General features: G+C 67.0%; 12 protein-coding genes. 4 read left to right on the top strand and 8 right to left on the bottom strand.

The genetic code is table 11. The features are described 5' to 3' along the window. The first annotated feature begins 6 nt into the window (after positions 1-6). Positions 7-1,092: a ferrochelatase gene (locus NOF53_RS04865; protein WP_255966019.1), complete on the top strand. Its 1,086-nt coding sequence runs from the start codon at positions 7-9 to the stop codon at positions 1,090-1,092. Here NOF53_RS04865 and NOF53_RS04860 read toward each other — a convergent pair. Then, positions 1,058-1,867, bottom strand: a complete 810-nt coding sequence (locus NOF53_RS04860; RefSeq protein WP_255966017.1) for an Rv1486c family protein — start codon at positions 1,865-1,867, stop codon at positions 1,058-1,060. The two genes, NOF53_RS04865 and NOF53_RS04860, sit on opposite strands and share 35 nt — an antisense overlap. 67 nt (positions 1,868-1,934) lie before the next feature. Here NOF53_RS04860 and NOF53_RS04855 point away from each other — a divergent pair, with 67 nt between their 5' ends. Genes NOF53_RS04855 through NOF53_RS04845 form a run of 3 tightly spaced genes read left to right on the top strand, consistent with a single transcriptional unit; the run spans position 1,935 to position 4,408 of the window. Further along, entirely contained in the window at positions 1,935-2,774 is an 840-nt protein-coding gene (locus NOF53_RS04855) for a DUF3097 domain-containing protein (RefSeq protein ID WP_255966015.1), read from the top strand. A gap of 8 nt (positions 2,775-2,782) precedes the next feature. Continuing rightward, positions 2,783-3,214 carry an NfeD family protein gene (locus NOF53_RS04850; RefSeq protein WP_255966013.1) on the top strand — a complete coding sequence of 144 codons (432 nt, stop codon included), beginning with the start codon at positions 2,783-2,785 and terminating at the stop codon, positions 3,212-3,214. Beyond that, on the top strand, positions 3,215-4,408 hold the full coding sequence (locus tag NOF53_RS04845) for an SPFH domain-containing protein (protein WP_255966011.1): 1,194 nt from the start codon (positions 3,215-3,217) through the stop codon (positions 4,406-4,408). On the opposite strand, the gene NOF53_RS04840 is transcribed toward NOF53_RS04845, so the two are convergent. The 7 genes from NOF53_RS04840 to NOF53_RS04810 form a co-directional block, all read right to left on the bottom strand. Further along, positions 4,317-6,602 (bottom strand): MMPL family transporter, encoded by a 2,286-nt coding sequence (locus tag NOF53_RS04840; protein WP_255966009.1) that lies wholly within the window; start codon positions 6,600-6,602, stop codon positions 4,317-4,319. The genes NOF53_RS04845 and NOF53_RS04840 overlap by 92 nt on opposite strands. Then, positions 6,596-7,369, bottom strand: a complete 774-nt coding sequence (locus tag NOF53_RS04835; RefSeq protein WP_255966008.1) for a thioesterase II family protein — start codon at positions 7,367-7,369, stop codon at positions 6,596-6,598. The genes NOF53_RS04840 and NOF53_RS04835 overlap by 7 nt, the downstream gene beginning before the upstream one ends. Positions 7,370-7,373: 4 nt before the next feature. Beyond that, positions 7,374-11,738, bottom strand: a complete 4,365-nt coding sequence (locus NOF53_RS04830) for a type I polyketide synthase (RefSeq protein ID WP_255966006.1) — start codon at positions 11,736-11,738, stop codon at positions 7,374-7,376. Then, positions 11,735-12,019 (bottom strand): acyl carrier protein, encoded by a 285-nt coding sequence (locus tag NOF53_RS04825; protein WP_255966005.1) that lies wholly within the window; start codon positions 12,017-12,019, stop codon positions 11,735-11,737. The genes NOF53_RS04830 and NOF53_RS04825 overlap by 4 nt, the downstream gene beginning before the upstream one ends. Before the next feature lie 37 nt (positions 12,020-12,056). Continuing rightward, complete coding sequence (locus tag NOF53_RS04820; protein WP_255966003.1) at positions 12,057-13,817, bottom strand: fatty acyl-AMP ligase; 1,761 nt, start codon at positions 13,815-13,817, stop codon at positions 12,057-12,059. Between the two features lie 229 nt (positions 13,818-14,046). Then, positions 14,047-14,574 carry a hypothetical protein gene (locus NOF53_RS04815; protein WP_255966002.1) on the bottom strand — a complete coding sequence of 176 codons (528 nt, stop codon included), beginning with the start codon at positions 14,572-14,574 and terminating at the stop codon, positions 14,047-14,049. Then, a complete protein-coding gene (locus tag NOF53_RS04810) occupies positions 14,571-15,152 on the bottom strand; it encodes a hypothetical protein (protein ID WP_255966000.1) in 582 nt (193 codons plus the stop codon). The genes NOF53_RS04815 and NOF53_RS04810 overlap by 4 nt, the downstream gene beginning before the upstream one ends. Between the last annotated feature and the right edge of the window lie 50 nt (positions 15,153-15,202).

The following is a 15,202-nucleotide window of genomic DNA, read 5'->3' as shown; positions in this document are numbered from 1 at the left end:
GGCGCAATGGGACAGAAGTGGGAAGCAGAGTTCGATGCCCTTCTCGTACTGTCGTTCGGCGGTCCCGAAAAGCCTGACGACGTACGCCCCTTCCTCGAGAACGTGACCCGGGGAAGGGGAGTGCCGCCCGAGCGGCTCGACGCCGTGGCCGAGCATTACCTGCACTTCGGGGGTGTGTCGCCGATCAACGCTCTCAATCGCGACATCATCGCCCGGGTCGAAGCCGGGCTGTCCGAGGCCGGGATCGATCTCCCCGTGTATTTCGGGAACCGCAACTGGCATCCGATGGTCGAGGACGCCGTGGCGCGAATGGGCGCCGACGGCGTCCGGTCGGCATTGGTATTTCCCACGTCGGCCTGGGGTGGGTATTCGGGGTGCCGCCAGTATCAGGAGGACATCGCGCGGGCGCGCGCCACGGTGGGGGATGCGGCGCCTCATTTGCTGAAGCTGCGCCAGTACTACGACCACCCTCTGCTGATCGACGCGTTCGCCGACGCGGTGCGCGAGTCGGCCACGCAGCTGCCGGCCGCGACCCGCGACTCCGCCCGCCTCGTGTTCACGGCGCATTCGGTGCCGGTCGCGGCCGATGTCAACGCCGGCCCTCCCGGCGAGGGCGGAAACCTGTACAGCAGACAGGTGGCCGAGGCGGCGCGGCTGACCGCGCACGCCGCCGGATTCGGCGACTTCGACGTGGTGTGGCAGTCCCGTTCGGGGCCACCTCAGGTGCCGTGGCTAGAGCCGGATATCTGTGATCACCTCGAGGTATTGGCCGCCCAGGGAGTGCGTTCCGTCGTCAACTGTCCTGTGGGATTCGTGTCGGACCATCTCGAGGTCGTGTGGGACCTCGACACCGAGGCCCGCGAGAAGGCGTCCGAACTGGGTATCGACTTCGTGCGCGCCGCCACTCCGGGTACGGATCGGCGTTTCGCGGAACTCGTGCTGGAGCTGGTGGGCGAGCACCTCGAAGCGCGACCTGCCCGGCGTCTGGGTACCGAACCGCTCCTCGGTTCTACCTTCGACGGCAAGTCCTGTGCGGTGGACTGCTGCAAGGCCGTGATCAGGCCGGCCGGGCGTCCCGCGCACACGCATTGATTGCGGCGGTACGGGCCGAACGCACCGCGGAACGCAGCGGGCGGAGAAGATCCTCGAGGGAGGCTGCCGCCGACGCGGTGACCGTCCGGGCCGGCGCCATCTGCTCGGCGACGGTGAGGATGGCGGCCACCTGATCCGCGGAGTCGAGGATCCGCAGGGCCCGCGCCGGGATCGTTCCCGGATACCGGTGCAGCGCCGACTGGGCCAACGCATCCGCGATGAGGGCACGCGGGTCGGCGCCGAAGCCCGAATCGAGCATGTGCAGGGTTTCGAGCGCTGCCGCGGCGTCACGCACGGCTTCTCGCATCGTGAACTCGGCCTCACCGAGACCGGCGTGGTGGGAGTCGGCGGGCAGCTGTTCGAGCGACGAGACGGTCCAGCGAAGCACGTCCGGACCTTCCACGTGGGGTACCAGACCTGTTCCGGGACGGCCCTGGGGACCGATGAGGATGCCTTCGCCGGCGCCGATCGCCGCGGCCGCGAAGTGAGTTCCTGCAGGAAGACCACGTACGTCGCCTGGGCCGGGGAGAACGAGCCGGATCTCGGTGTCCGGCTCCGAGACGGCGCGGCGGATCGTCTGCAACAACGCCGTGGCACCCACATCCTGCGGCTCGGGCCAGGGCAGTCCGGTGCGCCCGGCCGTCACCGGATCCTCCGCGCACGCGAGATGCATCGGCGCCCACGCATGGAGGGCGTCGATGACGTCGTCGGGTGCACTGTTCCCGGCGAGCCAGGAACTGGCCCACACGGTGAGAGTGGCGCTGGGTGAAGTCACGATAAACGAGCATATGTCGGCGTGGCGGACTGTGCGTAACGGCGCCGCTGGCATAGCGTCAGCGCCCGTGAGCGGAGGCGACAGATACGGCGACATCTTTTCCGGGCACCCGCGGACCAGGAAGACCGTGACTCCCACGGTGGCCGCGGAGCGCGATCTCGTGGTCGAGGACGCGGGTACCGGTTTCTGCGGGGCGGTGGTGGGGTTCGAACGAACCTATGACGGTGACTTCGTCCGGCTCGAGGACGGGGGGCGGCGCACACGCTTGTTCGCGATGCGGGAGGCCGCCTTCCTGATCGATGGAAAACCGGTCACACTGGTGCGTCCAGTGGCGAAGTCGGCAGGGCCCGTCCGCACGAGGTCGGCGTCGGGATCGACCAAGGTCGAAGGGCTGCGCGCCCGGACTGCGCTGGCCAGCCGGATCTGGGTGGAGGGTGTTCACGACGCGGCACTCGTCGAACGGGTGTGGGGTCACGACCTTCGCGTCGAGGGTGTCGTCGTCGAGCATCTGGAGGGTCTCGACAATCTCGCGGAACGGCTGGGGGAGTTCCGGCCCGGACCCGGCCGGCGTGTCGGTGTTCTGGTCGACCACCTGGTGACGGGGTCGAAGGAAACGCAGCTGACGAAGGGACTCGGCCCGAATGTTCTGGTGACGGGGCATCCCTTCATCGACGTGTGGGAGGCCGTGCGTCCCGCTGCGGTCGGCATCGACGCGTGGCCGACGATCCCGCGCGGCGAGGACTGGAAGACCGGTGTGTGCCGCGAGCTGGGCTGGGGCACACCGCGCGACGGCTGGCCCCGCGTCTATTCGGCGGTCAACAGTTTCCGCGACCTGGAAGCCCCGCTGATCGGGGCGGTCGAACAGCTGGTCGACTTCGTCACCGTCCCGCAGCCGGATTCTGGTTAGATGGTGTTGTGGCTGCATTGATTTGGCTGGTAGCGGGTGTCCTGCTCGCCGCAGCGGAAGCATTGACGGGGGACTTCTTCCTCCTCATGCTGGCCGGCGGCGCCCTCGCCACGGCCGGTGTCACCGCAGTCACCGACTTCCCCGTGTGGATCGATGCGGTCCTGTTCGGTGTTCTGTCCCTCGTTCTGATCCTCGGCGTCCGGCCGGTCCTGTTGCGTAAGTTCGCGACGCCGCCTTCGACGCCGATGGGGATCGAGGCGCTCACCGGGAAACAGGCGCTCGTTCTCGAGGAGGTCGCCGAACACGCGGGACAGATCAAGCTCGGCGGTGACGTGTGGACTGCGCGGCCGCTCGACAGCACCGAGGTGTACCCACCGGGAACGACCGTGACGGTGATGCAAATAGACGGCGCAACAGCCGTCGTGTGGAGGGGACCGTAAATGGCAGCACTCATCGTGTTGATCGTGCTCGTGTTGTTCGTCGCCCTGGTGGTGGCCAAATCGGTGGCGCTGGTGCCGCAGGCAGAGGCCGCCGTGATCGAGCGGCTCGGACGGTACTCGAGGACGGTGTCCGGACAGCTGACGTTCCTCATCCCGTTCGCCGACCGCATCCGGGCCAAGGTGGATCTGCGCGAGCGGGTGGTGTCGTTCCCGCCGCAGCCGGTGATCACCCAGGACAACCTGACTCTGTCCATCGACACGGTGGTGTACTTCCAGGTCACCAACCCACAGGCCGCGGTGTACGAGATCAGCAACTACATCATCGGTGTCGAGCAGTTGACCACCACCACACTTCGCAACGTCGTCGGCGGAATGACCTTGGAAGAGACGCTGACGTCGCGGGACTCGATCAACGGGCAGCTTCGGGGTGTGCTCGACGAGGCCACCGGCCGGTGGGGACTTCGGGTCGCGCGAGTCGAGCTCAAGAGCATCGATCCGCCACCGTCCATTCAGGAGTCGATGGAAAAGCAGATGAAGGCGGACCGCGAGAAGCGGGCCACCATTCTCACCGCCGAGGGACACCGGGAATCGGCGATCAAGACCGCCGAGGGCGACAAGCAGTCCCGGATCCTCGCAGCGGAGGGCGCCAAGCAGGCGTCGATCCTCACCGCCGAGGGTGAGCGGCAGTCCCGGATCTTGCGCGCACAGGGTGAGCGGGCAGCCAAATACCTGCAGGCGCAGGGTCAGGCGAAGGCCATCGAGAAGGTGTTCGCCGCGATCAAGGCCGGGAAACCGACCCCCGAGCTGCTCGCGTACCAGTATCTGCAGACGTTGCCGCAGATGGCGCAGGGCGACGCGAACAAGGTGTGGTTGGTGCCCAGCGATTTCGGCGATGCCCTCAAGGGATTCGCGAAGACCCTCGGAGCTCAGGGCCAGGACGGTGTGTTCCGGTACGAACCGTCCACAGCGGACGAAGATCTACCGAAGCCGGAGGACGACTCCGACGAGGTCGCCGAGTGGTTCGAAACCAAGTCCGACCCGGCCATTGCGCAGGCGGTGCGCGCAGCCGAGGTGGAGGCACGTCAGCCCGTCGACGGTCCGCTCACGAAGATTGGTGGGGCCGAGGAACATTCGCTGGGGTCGAGCCCGGTGCCGGGGCAGCTTCCGCCTCCGGTGCCGCCGCAGGATCGGTGACTTCGGGCGAGCCGTACTTCTGGGTTTCGCTCAATCCGATCCGGGCATGGAGCAACCGCAGCGGTCGCGGCGCCCACCAGTTCAGGTCGCCCGCGACCTGCATGAACGCGGGAACGAGAACCCCGCGGATCAGGGTGGCGTCGATGATGATGGCGAGTGCGGTGCCGATCCCGAACATCTGCATGAACGACAGGCCGGTGGAGAACGACAACAGTGTCACGGTGAGCAGTGCCGCGGCGCTGCTGACGATGCGACCGACGCGGCCGAGTCCCTCGATGGTTGCCTCGGTCGTACTTGCGCCTGCGTCGTGGGCTTCCTTGATGCGGCTGAGTAGGAAGATCTCATAGTCGACGGACAGGGCGAAGGCGATGCAGCACAACAGTACGACCATGCCGATGTTCAACGGGGCGGGCGTCGCGCCGGTGATCCAGGCCAAATGACCGTCCTGGAAGACCCACACCATCGCACCGACCACGGCCGACAGCGTAAGTACGTTGAGCACCAACGCCTTCAGCGGCAGGATGACGCTTCCGGTGAACAAGAACAGCAGGATGAAGGTCGCGACCGCCATCAGACCGATGGCCAGGGCCAGCCGGTCCATGATGGCGGTGCGACTGTCGATCAGCGTGGCGGTGGGTCCGCCGACCGCAATGTTGTGCGAAGTCACCGCGGGCAGCTCTCTGATCGTGTGAACCAGGTCCTGCGCGGCGGCCGACTGTACACGGACCGAGGGCTGCACGAGTATGAAGCCTGCCTCTCCTGCCGCGAAGCGAGCGCCCTGAGGTCCCGGGCCGGTGACCAGGGTTCCCTGCTCGTACCGGCCGAAGGAGCCGTCGACCCGGGCGACGTCGGCCATGGCGGAGATCTCGCGGGCGAGCGGCTCGAGCGACCCTCGGTCCTGCGGGGTTGCCACCGTCATGGCGTCGGCACCACCGGCGGAATAGTTCTCCCGGATCTCGGTGGTGACCTGGCGGGCCGCCGACCCGCTGGGCAGCGCACGCTCGTCCGGCGTCGCAAACTGGGCATGCAGGAACGGGATCCCCAGCACCAGCAGTACGGCCACGACCGGAAGCGCCGTTCGCACCGGCCTACGAGTGACCGACGCCGCGGTTCGCCGCCAGAACGGCGAGTCGGATGCCGGCGTGTTCTTTCGCCGGAGCACCGTCAATCGGTCTACGCGGGTTCCGAGCACAGCAAGCAGCGCGGGCAACACTACAACGGCGCCCAGCGCGGCTATCGCGACCACCGCCATTGCGGCGAGGCCGACGGACCGGAGAAAGTAGGTGGGAAACACCAGCATTCCGGTCATCGCGACGATGACCGTCGCGGCGCTGAACACGATGGTGCGCCCGGCAGTGGCCACCGTTTCGACGACTGCCTCCTGCGGATCGCGTCCTGCAGCTCGTTCTTCACGGAACCGGGAGACCAGAAGCAACCCGAAGTCGATCGCCAGTCCGAGCCCGAATGCTGTGGCCACGGTGAGCGCGTACACCGAGACATCGGTGATCTGGGCGAGCCCCGACAACACCACCATCGTCGCGAGGATCGAGATGACGCCCAGACTGAGCGGCAGGAGTGCGGCCACCACACTGCCGAAGGCCACGACGAGGAGGACGAGGGTCGCCGGGAGAGCGATCGATTCGGCCAGTATCAGGTCTTCTGCAACGTGCTTCTCGATGGCATCGGTCAGTCCCAGCTTGCCGCCGGCCACCACCTCGATCGTGGGATGGTCGGTGGGCAGCGCCTCGACGAGCGTGTGGGTGTGCCGCGCCGCCTGCTCCGGGGTACCCCCGACGTGCAGCAGGAGCAACGCCGAACGTCCGTCGTTGCTGCGAAGATCCGGCGAATGCGCAACCCAGTAGGAGTCCACTTCGGTGATGTCCGGCTCGGACGAGATCGACTGTCGTACCTGTTGGGCGGCCGCGAACACATCCGGGGTGTCCACGTCGCCGCTGCGCGCCGTCACCTGAAGCACCAGATTCGGGGTCGAGTTGCCGAACTCCGTTTCGAGGAACTGCTCGGCCTGTGACGACTCCGAGCCGGGATCGTCGAAACCACCCACCTTCAGGTGGTCGGACACCCCGGCCCCGAGAACCCCCGCCCCGAGAATTCCGGACAGCACGAGAAGGGTCACCGCGATTGCGAGGACTCGACGCGGGAAGGACACCACGATCGTGGCGAGGCGCCTCAGCATGTCGCTACCGCTCCGTCACGGCCGGTCGCCGTGGCGTAGCGGCGCAGCAACGGCCGCAGCACGCGGAACAGCTGTTCGGGTGCGTGCGTGAGGTAGAAGTGGTCGCCCGGCAGAATGTGCACCCCGCACGGCTGCGTAGTGTGTCGATTCCAGGCGCGCAGGTCGGTTTCGCTGACAAGAGGATCGGCGTCCGCCCCGAAGAGATGCATCGGGCATGCGAGCGGCGGATCATCGGGATCGTCGTAGCTGCAGCAGAGGTGCAGATCGTCCCGCACCAGCGGCAGCCAGTGCCGCATCCACTCGGGCCAGGCCAGGAGCTCGGTCGGTACACCTCCCACATCGCTCAGGAATTGGACCAGTGTCGTGTCCTCCAGGCCGTCGACCGGAGGGAACGGTGCAGGAAGGTGCGGCGCCGAATATCCGGACACCAGCAGAGCGAGGGGCAGAGGACGCTTTTCGGCTCGGCGCCGGCACGCCAGCCTGTAGGCGACGAGCGCGCCCAGGCTGTGTCCGAAGAAGAGATGCGGAACCGTCAAGACGTCCTCGAGTTCGGATTCCATTTCGGTGACGAGTGCCTCGACGTCGACGAATCGGGTCTCCGCGGCGCGGCGTTCCCGGCCGGGCAGCTGCACAGGCCACACCGACACGTAGGGATGCAGGGCACGATGCCAGGGGCGGTACATCGACGACCCTCCACCGGCGTGATGGAAGCAGAACAGGCGCAGTGCCGCGTCGGCCCCCGGTCGGTCGAGATAGGGGCTGAGCATGGCACTAGTCGCCGCCGCGGAGCGCGGCGAGTTCTTCGACCAGGGTCTTCACCGTGTAGCGGATCTGGTCCTCGGAGTGGCACGACGTGACGAAGAATCTCAGCCGCGCCAGATCTTCGGGTACCGCGGGATAGAGGATGGGATTCACGTTGATGCCCCGCTCCAGCAGCCGGTTCGACAACATCAGCGTCTTCAGCGAGTCACCGACGATGCAGGGGATGACGGGCGTGTCGCGCGTATCGCCGGTATCGATGCCGGCTTCGGTGGCCAGCGAGAGGAACAGCTGCGAGTTGTGCCGCAGAATTTGCAGCACCTCGGGTTCGGCGCGCAGTTGGCGAATGGCGGCCAGTGACGCCGCGGCGTTCATGGGTGTCATACCGACGCTGTAGACGAAACCCGGGGTCGTGTACTTGAGGAATTCGATCAGCGCGGAACTCCCGGCCACGTATCCGCCGCAGCCGGCCAGGGCCTTCGACATGGTGCCCGACCACAATTCGACATCAGTGCGGTCGACGTCGAAGTACTCGCCGATACCGCCACCGGTGGCGCCGAGCACCCCGATACTGTGCGCCTCGTCGATCATCATCAAAGCCTGATGCTTCTTCTTCACCGCGATCATGGCGGGCAGGTCGGGGATGTCGCCGTCCTGGCTGTAGACGCCCTCGATGAGGATGAGGACCCGCCGGTACTGCGATCGGATCGTAGTGAGGAGGGCATCGAGCGCGACGTGGTCGTTGTGCGGGAAGGGCCGGCGCGTGGCGCCGGACAGTGTGCAGCCCTGCAGAATGCTGTCGTGTGCCAGGCTGTCGTGAATGACGAGGTCGCCTTCTCCGACGAGATGCCCGATCACGGTCACGTTGGTGGCGTGCCCGCTGACGAGAACGATGGCGTCCTCGGTGCCCAACAGTGCGGAGAGCTCGGTTTCGAGCTCACGGTGAACCGGTTTCTCGCCGGACAGTAGGCGGCTGGCCGAGCACGAGCTGCCGTAGCGGGCGACGGCGTCCTGTACTGCCGCGACGACGACGGGATGGCCGGACATGCCGATGTAGTTGTAACTGGAGAAGTTGAGGACTTCGTCTCCGCCGATGATCGAGGTATCGCGGGTGACCCCGTCGTTGATCAGGAAGTAGGGGTTCGTGACGCCGAGCCCCTCACCCATTTTCAGTCGCTCGGAAAGTGCCTTGACCTCGGGGAAGTCGGCGATGCGGTATTCGGGCCGGACCGTGCGGGAAGCGGCTGTGGGTTCCCCCGATGTAGGCGCGGGTTCGAGGGCTCGCGTGGCGGCCGGCGGCGTTCCGGGTCGCAGTTGGGTGCTCACGTGGTCGATGAGGTCGCCGAGGGTTGTGGACGGCGAGAACCATTCCGAGTCGACGACGAGTTCCGGAAAGGTTCGCTTCAGTCCACCGAAGAGGTCGGCGAGCATGATCGAGTCGAATCCGAGGTCGTCGACGATGGTGTGGGTGGTCCGCAACGATGCGACCGGAAATCCGCTGACCCGCGCTGCCTCGGCGCGGACTCCGGCGGTGATCTCCTCGGCCACGCGTCCGGGAATGCCGGCGTCGGCGGGGCGTGTCGTCGATGCGGGCCCCGAGGTATCGGCGACGGAGGTATCGGCGCCGGTATGGGCGACGGCGGCGAGGACGGCGGCCTGCTCCCGAAACAGTGCAATCAATTGCTCCATGGTGGAGTCCTCGGCTTCCGACGTGTCTATGTGCGGCATGGTGGGTGGCTGAGCGTCGCCCGCCTCGGTGGCTTCGGTCGCCCCGACCGCGGTGGGAACCGACGTCCAGAAGCGGGCAGTGCTCGCGAACGAGTAGCCGGGCAGCCGTCGACGCACACGCGCGCCCGGTTCGTACAGGGCATCCCAGTTCGGGTCGAGACCGTCGCGATACAGGGCTGCGACGGTGGCGTCGAGCTCGTGACCGGTGGCGGCCGGACCTGGACACGGAACGAGGTACCGCGCCGCGAGGTCGGGATGAGCGCGGGTGAGCAGTGGCACCAGGATTCGTGCGGGCCCCACCTCGATGAGATGCGTCGGGTCGGATGCCACCGCGCCGGCTGTCGCGTCCGCGAACTGCACGGTCGCACCGATGTGGTCGGTCCAATAGGTGGCGTCCATCGGTTCGCCGACCTCGAGTAGCCGCCCGTGCAGGGTGGAGAAGATCGGGATGTTCGGCGGTCGATAGGTGCAGCCGGCCGCGACCTCGGCGAAGGTGTCCGACATCGGCTGCATCAGCGGCGAATGGAAGGCGTGGGACACGGCGAGGGGCCGGACCGTGAATCCCGCTGCCGCCAGTTTTGTGCGGATCGTCTCGATTGCGCCCGCAGGTCCGGACAGCACCAGGTCTCGGGGCCCGTTCACCGCGGCCAGCGCGGCGGCGGGTTCACCGGCGAGCAGATCGGCGACGTCGTCGCGAGCGGCGCGCACGGCAAGCATCGCGCCTCCTTCGGGCACCTGTTGCATGAGTCGCCCCCGGGCGGTGACGAGGCGGCACGCGTCGTCCAGATCGAACACCCCTGCCAGCGCGGCGGCCGCGTACTCGCCGACGCTGTGGCCGACCAGCCACGCCGGTTCGACGCCGATCTCGGTCAGCACTCGTGCCAGCGCGTACTCCACGGCGAAGAGGGCTGGCTGCGCGAACTCGGTCCGATGGATCTCGTCTCCGGCGTCGAGTAGCAACTCCCGAACAGATCGGCCCAAGTAGGGTGTCATCTGTTCGTCCACCTCGGCTAACGCGAGTCGGTAGGCGGCGGACTGCTCGTGCAGTTGCCGTGACATTCCCGGGTACTGCGCACCCTGACCCGTGAAGAGCCAGCCGGTGCTGACCGCCCGAGCGATCCCGGACGAGTACTCGAGTCGGCTGGGGTCGGTCGCGACGTTCCGCAGTGCGGCCACGGCCTCGTCGCGGTCCTGCACGGGCAGCGCCAGATGGTGGCGTCCAGAGGATTTCACCTGGTTGGAGGTCCAGCACACCTGGGCCAGTTCGACATCGGGGCGTGCGGCGAGATCGTCGGCGAGGACGGCGGCGTTGCGCCGCAGTCCTTCGCTGTTGTTCGACGCCAGGGTGAGTACGCCGCCGCCGCCCACCGGGATGGCATCGTCGGGGGGTGCGGCGGCCAGCAGCATGTGGGCGTTGGTGCCGCCGAGTCCGAAGCTGCTGACCGCGCCGTACACATCGCCGTCGGGCAGGCTCAGTGGCTCCCGAGTCAGTCGAAGACCGTTGTCGGACAGCCGAAGTCGCGGGTTTTCGTCCGCCGCAAAGCGAGTAGGAGGTACCACCCGGTGGTGCAGGGCCAGAGCAGCTTTGATCACCCCTGCCACCCCCGCTGCCCCTTCCGTATGACCGAGGTTGCCCTTGAGGGAACCGATTGAGCACGGCTGTGGACGGGGAACGGCGTGGATGTGACCGAGGGCCTTGATCTCGATCATGTCACCGAGCACTGTTCCGGTGCCGTGCGCTTCGACGAACGCGACCCGGTCCGGCGTCACACCGGCACGTCGATAGGTCTCGCCGATGACCTGCTGCTGGGCCCAGCGATTGGGTGCGGTGATTCCGTTGCTGCGGCCGTCGTTGTTGACCGCACTCGCCTTGATCACCGCGTAGATCGGTAACCCCTGGGCCCGTGCGTCTTCGAGGCGGCGCAGCACGAGTACGGCGGCACCTTCACCGCGGCCGATCCCGTTCGCCTTGCCGCTGAACGGCTTGCATCGTCCGTCCGGCGCCGACAGCCCGGCCTGGGTGTAGAAGACGTTCAAGGTGGGGGTGAGGGCGATATTGACTCCGCCGGCGAGCGCTTGGTCGCACTCCCCGGCCCGTAGCGCCGCGCAGGCCAGGTGGACGGCGACCAGGGACGACGAGCACGCGGTGTCGACCGCAATACTCGGGCCCTCGAGGCCCAGTTGATACGAGATCCGGTTGGCGGTCATGAAGTAGCCGTTGCCGCTCCCGAGTTGGGGCGTGATTCGCGAAACGTCGCTCATCTGCAGATTCCACTCGTTGGCCATCACGCCGATGTAGACGCCGGTGTTCGAACCGGCTTGCCTCCTCGGATCCAGGGTGGCGTCCTCGAGTGCGCGCCATGCCGTCTGCAGCAGCAGGCGTTGCTGCGGGTCCATCGCCTCGGCCTCGCGGGGTGCGATGCCGAAGAATTGGTGATCGAAAGCGTCTGCGTCGCTGAGGAATCCGCCGCTACGGTTGTTGATCGAGCCCGGTCCACCCGCTTCGTCGTAGAAGTCGTTCGCTCGCCATCGGCCTTCGGGGACGTCGACGATTCCGTCGCCGCCGGCCATCAGTAGTCTCCACAGCGTGTCGGCGTCCGGTGCCTGCGGAAATCGGCAGTCGAGGCCGACGATGGCGATGTCGGTCATGCGGCCCTCTGATACCGGTCCTCGACTTCGGTGGCGATGAAGCCCGCCATCTCGGCAATGGTGGGGTAGTCGAATACCACAGTGGGGTCCAGTTCGAGCTCCCACCGGTCTTCGATCTCGCCGCACAGGCTCACCGCAGACACCGATTCGATTCCCAGCTCGGCGAGCGGAATGTCGGGGTCGACATTGTGCACCGGCTGCTCTGTATAGAATGCCACCCTGCGGGTGAGCCAGTCGATAGCCGGGGTGAGGTCGCGGGCGGGGTTCACGAGAGCATGCATGGGGACATTTCCTTGTCGACGAGGGTGTGGGCGAAGTTCAGGCGTGTGCCGGTGCGGGGGATTGAGTGCGGAGTTCCTGGACCGCCGGATCGATCTCTTCGTGCAGCACCGCATCCACCCGGTCCTGCAGGAACGACGCGCGCATCGATCGACGCTGGACCTTTCCGCTGGTGGTGCGGTGCACCCCGTGCCGGTCGACCAGGACGACGCTCGGCGCCGGTACGTCGAAAGTCCGGGCGACGCAGAGTTTGATCTTCCGGGCGAGGTCCGCGATCGTCACGGCGTCGGTCTCCTCGTCGCCCTGATCGAGCAACCCGGTCTTGACCTCGTGGATCACCAGGAGGCGCTCGTGATGTCCGGTATCCATCGAGAACACCACTCCGGCCGATCCGGTGAGGGCCGGATGTAGTTCGCGTACCGCTTCCTCGATGTCCTGGGGGTACAGGTTGCGTCCGTTGACGATCAGCAGGTCCTTGAGCCGGCCGGTGACGAAGATTTCGCCGCCTACGGAGGCACCGAGGTCACCGGTGCGCAGGTACGGCCCGACTCCATCCAGGGTGGTGGCGCAAAACTTCTCCGCGGTTTCCTGGGGGCGATTCCAATAGCCTGCGGCGACGCTGCCACCGCGGATCCACAGTTCACCGACCCGTCCCTCGGGCAGCTCTTCTGTGGTGTCCGGATCGACGACGCGAATATCCACGCCGAACGCGCGGCCGCTACTTACCAGTCGAGCACCGCCGGCCATCGGAGTGAGCTCGTTGCGCTCGAGTGCGGTCGTGTCGACGTCGAGGTACACCGGCGGGCTGCCCACGGCTCCGGCAGTGGCGAGGAGAGTCACCTCGGCCATTCCGTAAGCCGGGAGAAATGCGTCGGCCCGGAATCCGTAGGGCCGGAGGCGGTCGATGACGGCCTCGAGGGTACGGGGGCGGATCGGTTCTGCTCCGTTGAGCGCGACCCGCACCGAGGAGAGGTCCAGCCCGGTCAACTGGTCGTCGGGGATCCGCCGCGCGAGGAGGTCGTACGCGAAGTTCGGGCCGAGGGTCATCTCGGCGCGGTAGCGATCGATCAGCTGCAACCAGCGCACCGGACGCTTGAGGAAAGTCATCGGCGACATGAAGGCAAGGCTGCCGCCGAAGTAGAGCGGGAGCAGCAGCATTCCGATCAGCCCCATGTCGTGGAAGTGCGGAAGCCAGCCCACTCCGGTGACGGTGTCGTCGGCTCCGTTGGCCTCGACCATGGCCGCTGCGTTGTGCAGCAGGTTCCCGTGGGTCACCATCACGCCCTTGGGCTCGCTCGTGGACCCCGAGGTGTATTGGAGGAAGGCGAGGGTATCGGCTCCCAGTTCAGGCATCTGCCACTCGTCGGGGTCGCCGAGTTCAGCGGCGTCGGTCGACGCGACGGCTACCGTGTCGGCGAGGCCGGAGTCGCTGATCCACGTGGTCAGCAGTTCGTCGATCGCGGAAGTAGTGAGCACGAGGCCGACGTCGGCGTCATCGAACATCGTGGCCACCCGCTGCATGCTGCGGGCGTCGTGCGGCACGGGGGCCGGTACGGCGACGACGCCGGCGTACAGGCAGCCGAGGAATGCCCGAAGGAAGTCGATGCCGTCGACGTACAGCAGCATGACGGGGCGGGCGGCCTCGGTCCGCGTCGACAACCATGCCGCGATCGCCCGCGCATCCCGGTCCAACCGGCGGTAGGTGAGAACTTCTTCCACGAGTTGACGGCCGGCCTCGCGATGGTAGGTGTAGGACCGCTCGTCGCCGTAGGCGGCGACCTGGGCCCGAACGTGTGACACGAAATCGGAGTGCGCTGGCGTTGCGGAATGCACTGATGTTTCTCCCTCGAACTGGACGATTTCTACTCTCGTCCGCATCTTCGCGGGACTCCATCAACCCCAGGGGTGGGATCACCCCCACCTCCGGTCAGCATTACGTCACCGTGGGATGGCTCTTCCGCCGGGACGTGGATGGTTCCGGCGAGTGATTGCTTCTCTGTCACAAGGCATTCGGTGTAGTGCGCGACGGCTAGGTGATCAGTGCACGTCCGACGCCGCACACCGCGATTGCCCACAGCACGCTGGTGAAGGTACCGATGATGAACTGTTCGGAGGCGTGCGGCTCACGGAGTTCGGGGTAGCGGGCCAAGCTCTTGACCGCCAGAACCACGGCGATTCCTTCCGGCCATCCGGCGAGGATCGCGGCGGCGACTGCGGCGCGCTCGAGGAGTCCGATCACCCGGCCACCCCGTAGCGGGCCTGCGTCGGGCCGGGGGTCGGTACCCGCATCGGATTGGCGCCGGGCGATGCGAAACGCGGCGAGCACGAGCGGTGCCCCGCCGGTGGTGGCCGCTGCAGCACACAACACGAGTGTCGCGCCCAGCGCGAAGCCTGTCACGGGGGTGGTTGTCGAGCCTGCGATCGCGGCCGTGGCGAGGGCGGCGAGCACGACCGACGGGGTTGCCCACTGGGACACCCAATGAGGGCTGCGTGGCGCTGCGAGGGCCAACGGCGCCAGGGCGGCGACGCCGAGGGCGACGAGCGCGACTGTCGTCATGAATCCGCCTTTGTCAGGAGTCGTTCGGCCAGTCGGCGACCTGCCGTCTCTACCTGCCACCCCGCGGTGGCGAGGCGTTGCGAGACGGCCTGCTTGCTGATTCCCAGGGTTCTGGCCGCCTCGGTTTGGGTGAGTCCGCGCCGCATCTGCTCGACAGCTTCGCGGCCTTCGTCGGTGCGGCGGGCGAGAAGTACGGCGACGAGAGTGAGGGCGGTGTCGGCGTCGGCGGCGGAGTCGGTGTCGGGTCCTTCCACCGCGACCCGGCCCGGGGCACCCTTGGCGCGTTCGACGGCGCCGCGGGCGAGTTCGAATGCGGGTCCTCGACCGGCGCGGGTTTCGGCGGGAAGCGGTTCTTCCACGGCTCCGATTCCGATGCCGATGCTCCAGTGTTCGCGGGCGACGAGGTCGAGGGCGAGAGCGACGACGGTCCCGGGATCTGCCGCCACGGCCTGTATCTCATCGCCGGCCGTGCGCTGAAACGGGCGGACGAGGCGATGATCGCCGAGCTCGGCGATCAGGTCACCGACACGGTCGATGTCGCGGCGACTTCCGCGCTGGTCGACGGTGAGGACGAACATCCGTCAAGGCTAGAAACTAGAAATACGAATGTCAAGACTCATAGCTTGAC

The sequence above is a fragment of the Rhodococcus tibetensis genome (assembly GCF_024438035.1).
Taxonomy (GTDB): Bacteria; Actinomycetota; Actinomycetes; order Mycobacteriales; family Mycobacteriaceae; genus Rhodococcus_F; species Rhodococcus_F tibetensis.
Note: the sequence above shows the minus strand (reverse complement) of the source record. Positions and strands in the feature narration are given on the sequence as shown.